Origin of the sequence: Mycobacterium sp., from assembly GCF_035603715.1 — a bacterium.
Classification (GTDB): Bacteria; Actinomycetota; Actinomycetes; order Mycobacteriales; family Mycobacteriaceae; genus Mycobacterium.
This window is the reverse complement of the sequence record NZ_DATNJW010000653.1, coordinates 1-3,648: the sequence shown is the minus strand read 5'-3', so window position 1 is coordinate 3,648 and position 3,648 is coordinate 1. Positions and strand designations below refer to the sequence as shown.

At 65.6% G+C, this 3,648-nt stretch carries 2 protein-coding genes and 2 pseudogenes; 2 read left to right on the top strand and 2 right to left on the bottom strand.

Annotation, left to right across the window (positions count from 1 at the left end; translation table 11 throughout):
* A partial coding sequence (locus VN856_RS26430; protein WP_325694830.1) for a fatty acyl-AMP ligase occupies nucleotides 1–1,137 on the bottom strand: 1,137 nt, incomplete at its 3' end.
* A gap of 328 nt (nucleotides 1,138–1,465) precedes the next feature.
* Nucleotides 1,466–2,080, bottom strand: a complete 615-nt coding sequence (locus tag VN856_RS26425; protein WP_325694828.1) for a TetR/AcrR family transcriptional regulator — start codon at nucleotides 2,078–2,080, stop codon at nucleotides 1,466–1,468.
* Nucleotides 2,081–2,125: 45 nt separating this feature from the next.
* Between VN856_RS26425 and VN856_RS26420 the strand changes: the two are divergent.
* Nucleotides 2,126–3,247 (top strand): annotated as a pseudogene (locus tag VN856_RS26420) (sulfotransferase family protein).
* Nucleotides 3,237–3,648 (top strand): annotated as a pseudogene (locus tag VN856_RS26415) (hypothetical protein); the annotation flags it as partial. The pseudogenes VN856_RS26420 and VN856_RS26415, both read left to right, overlap by 11 nt.

Here is a 3,648-nt window from a genome sequence, read left to right as displayed (position 1 = left end):
CTTGCCGTCCTGGTCGACGATCCGGGCCTCCAGCCCTTTGAGTGGGCGGCCGAGGGAGGCCAATCGCCGGGTCTTACCCCGCGACGCCGGGACAGCCCGGTGCAGCAAGGCAAGTAGATCGGCGTCGACCTCGTCGACGATCAACCCGCGGCCACATTCGGTGAACGACAGCGCAACCGTCGTCTCGGCCATGCCGTAGGCAGGCACGAGCGCTTCGGGCCGCAACCCGAACGGCGCGCCGGCTTCGCACAGGTCCTCGACGTCGGCCGGTTCGACTTGCTCCGCGCCGGAGAGCGCCCACCGCAGCGTGGACAAGTCGAACTGGCCGGGCTGAGCTTGTTTGCGTAGCCGTTTGGCGAACATCGTGTAAGCGAAGTTGGGCGCCGCCGTCATGGTGGCCTGGTATTTGTCGATGAGCTTCGCCCACAGCAGGGTGTCGCGCAGGAAGTCCATCGGCGTGATCTTGACCAGCTCGATACCGAAGTACATCGGGGCGGTCAGGTAGCCGGTCATGCCCATGTCGTGGAAGCACGGGAGCCAGCTCACGATCACGTCGGATTCGGGGTCGACATCGGCGCCGACGAGCATCGCCTCGGCATTTGCGACGACGTTGCGATGACTGATCCGGACCGCTTTGGGCGATCCGGTCGAGCCGGACGTCAGTTGTAGGAGTGCAACGTCGTCTTCGTCGGTTTCCACCGGCTCGATCGGCCGATTGTCGAGTAACTCCTCGACGGTGAGCACCTGCATCCCGAGTTGGGAAAGCAGCGGCGCCGCGGCCATAAACGGATCGGAGACCACGACGGCCGTGGCGCGGATCATGTTGATGACGGCCGTCGTCTCGTCCGCCCAGCGCTTCAGGTCGGTGCGTGGCGTCGGCTGATGAAGCATCGTGATGCTGGCACCGCGCATCCAGATGGCCTGGGCGGTCGGGGCGATCTCGACGGGTGCCCCGGCCAGCACTGCGACCGCATCGCCGTGCCGCACGCCGGCGGCGGCCAGACCGCCCGCGACGCGGCGGGCGCGCTCGTGCACCTGACCCCAGGTATGCCGGACGGGGGCGTCGGGCTCCCCGGTGATCATGCCCTTGAGGCTGCGCTGGGCGTTGTCGTACATGGTCTGGGTGAATCGGCTCACGTCAGATCCCCTGGCTCACACGCGGGCGGCGCGGAGCCGTTTCAACAGGTGAACCGGCGGTCGACGGGGACCTCCAGTGCACAAAAGCAAACCTGGTGTGGCGGCTTACATCGGCGCTTAGGCGCTCTTCGGCGGGGAATTCGATCGCCGCCGCGATGTTTCCGAGAGGCTGGAGTGTCAACCGTGAAAAGACGTTACCAAGCCGACTGCCGCAGGTGTCAATTATCCGGCGGAGCTGTTACGTCCCCGTTCCCCGACCGAAACCGCTTGCCAAGTCGTGTAGTTCGTCGCTGACCCCTGGTCATGGGGGTGTACGCCCCGGCAGCGGCTATCGCGGTAGCATCGGCGCCTCGTTGTTCTGCACCGCCGCAATGACTTTCGCGATGAGCCATTGCACGGCCTCGACCGCTTCGGTCTTGTCGAGGTTCCACGCGCCGACCAACCGCTCGTAGGTGGGCGGACTCCACAGCACGTCGAGCAGACCGGCCAGCGCGCGGCGCTGCGCATCCGGCAACTGTGGCGCGGCAACGGCGCGGTCCAAGGCATCGTGTCGTTTGGCTTCGGCGCCCGCGAAAGCCGCTCCGTGCGGCGCACCGATCGAGTCCTTGATCGCGAACCGCCCCAGCGATGCGAAAAGCCGGGCCGTCATCTCGGCGAAGTTGTCTAGCTCGACGTCCCCGTAGGCAATGCCGGCCTCGTCTTCCAGCCGGCCCATGATCGCGTCGTGCAGATGCCGCTCGGTCGGGAAATGGCGGTACACCGTGCGCTCGTTGATCTCGGCGCGTTCGGCGACAGCACGGAAGGTCAACTCGTCCCAGTCCCAGCTGGTGAACCCGCGTACCAGCCGGACGCCGGCATCGATGATGCGATCCCGCGTGGCCGCGGCGGCCTTTTGCCGCGCCGGGCTGTTATAGCTGCGCCGAGACGTTGACAACTCGTTCATAATCGCGTCAGTATACTGACACGGATTTTCCGGAAAGGGCTAATGATGGCCGATGTCGACGGCGTCGTCGCCGCCGCCGCGGCGCAGACCGGTCTCGAGGACTTCGGCGACGATTCCTTCCGCGAAGGTCTCGAGTTGCTACTTGGCTCGCTGCGTGATGAGGCCCGGCTCAACGCGCGCGGCGAGGGCTTCATCTACGCCCGCGTCGTCAACGCGTTGTCGCAGCGGTTGCAGGTCGAGGACTGGTATCGCCGTCACCCGGAGATCGACGACGTCGAACTCTTGCCGCCGCTGATCGGATTGGGTCTTCCGCGTACGGGTTCGACGGCATTGTCGGTGCTGCTCGCGCAGGATCCGGCGATCCGATACCTGCGGCGCTGGGAGTCGTCACAACCGTGCCCGCCGCCGTCGACCGTGACGGGCCCGGATCCGCGGATTCCCATGGACGAGGGAAACAAGGTCGGCACCAGAGCGCACGTGCCGACCGGCACCCATGCTCCGATGGAGTGCCTCGAGCTGATGACGCTGGACTTCAAATCCCATATCTTCCAAGCGTTTGCGCAGATTCCGTCCTATTCGACGTGGTTGGTGGAAAAGGCCGACCTGACGTCGACCTACGCCTACCAGCGGCGGGTGATGAAGCTGCTGAGCTGGGGCGAACCCCCGCGGCCGTGGCGGCTGAAGTCGCCGTCGCACGTGTTGTGGCTCGATGCGTTGAACGAGGTGTTCCCGGACGCGCGGTTCGTGATGACCCACCGCGATCCGACCGATGTCATCTTGTCGGTGGCCGATCTCTATGCCGACATCGTCGGCGGTTTCACCGATCATCTGGATCGCCGTTACCTCGGCCAACTCAACGTCGAGCACTGGTCGGTCGGCATGCAGCGAGCGCTGCGCTTCCGCGACGGCGAGGCCGATAAACGCTTCTACGACATCGACTTTCGCGCCATGCAGCCAGATCCCATCCGCGAGGTCCGCGGGCTGTAAGCGTGGCTGGACGAACCGGTCAGCGACGAATTCGAATTGCGGATGCGCACTTGGTGGGCTGAGGCGGCCTTGGAACGAGAGCCCAGCTCGCACGCCGACCCGGTGGCGTTCGGCATCGATCTCGACAAGGTCCGGCCGCTGTTCGCCGACTACGTCGCAAGGAGCTTACATGGCAATTGATTTGACCGGTGGCATCGACCCGGCGCGTGAGCAGGTATTCGCCCGCAAGCCCGACGATCCGGAAATGCGCGACTCGGTGAGCTTCTGGGTCGTCGACGACCGTGGCGCAGTGGGACTGCCGCGCATCGGAATTGAGGCCGTCGCGGCGAACTGGGCTGCGCACGACGTCCAAGTCAACGTCGCCTTTCCGGACGGGCGGGTGTTCCGGTTGCGTGACAACGGTTTTAGTTGGCCGGTCGATGGGCCCGACGGGCGTCCGACCGTGCTCGGCGCCGGCGGACTCGGGTTCCGCTGCATCGGGCCGTTCGACACCTGGACGATGACCTTCGAGGGCAAGGCGGTCCAGACGTCCTCGCAGGATCTGATCCAGGGCAAGAAGGACGGGCCGCTGGTCGACGTCA

Bases quoted from the DNA above. Each gene is read 5' to 3' on its own strand.
- VN856_RS26425 (WP_325694828.1), bottom strand. From the start codon at position 2,080: ATGAACGAGTTGTCAACGTCTCGGCGCAGCTATAACAGCCCGGCGCGG.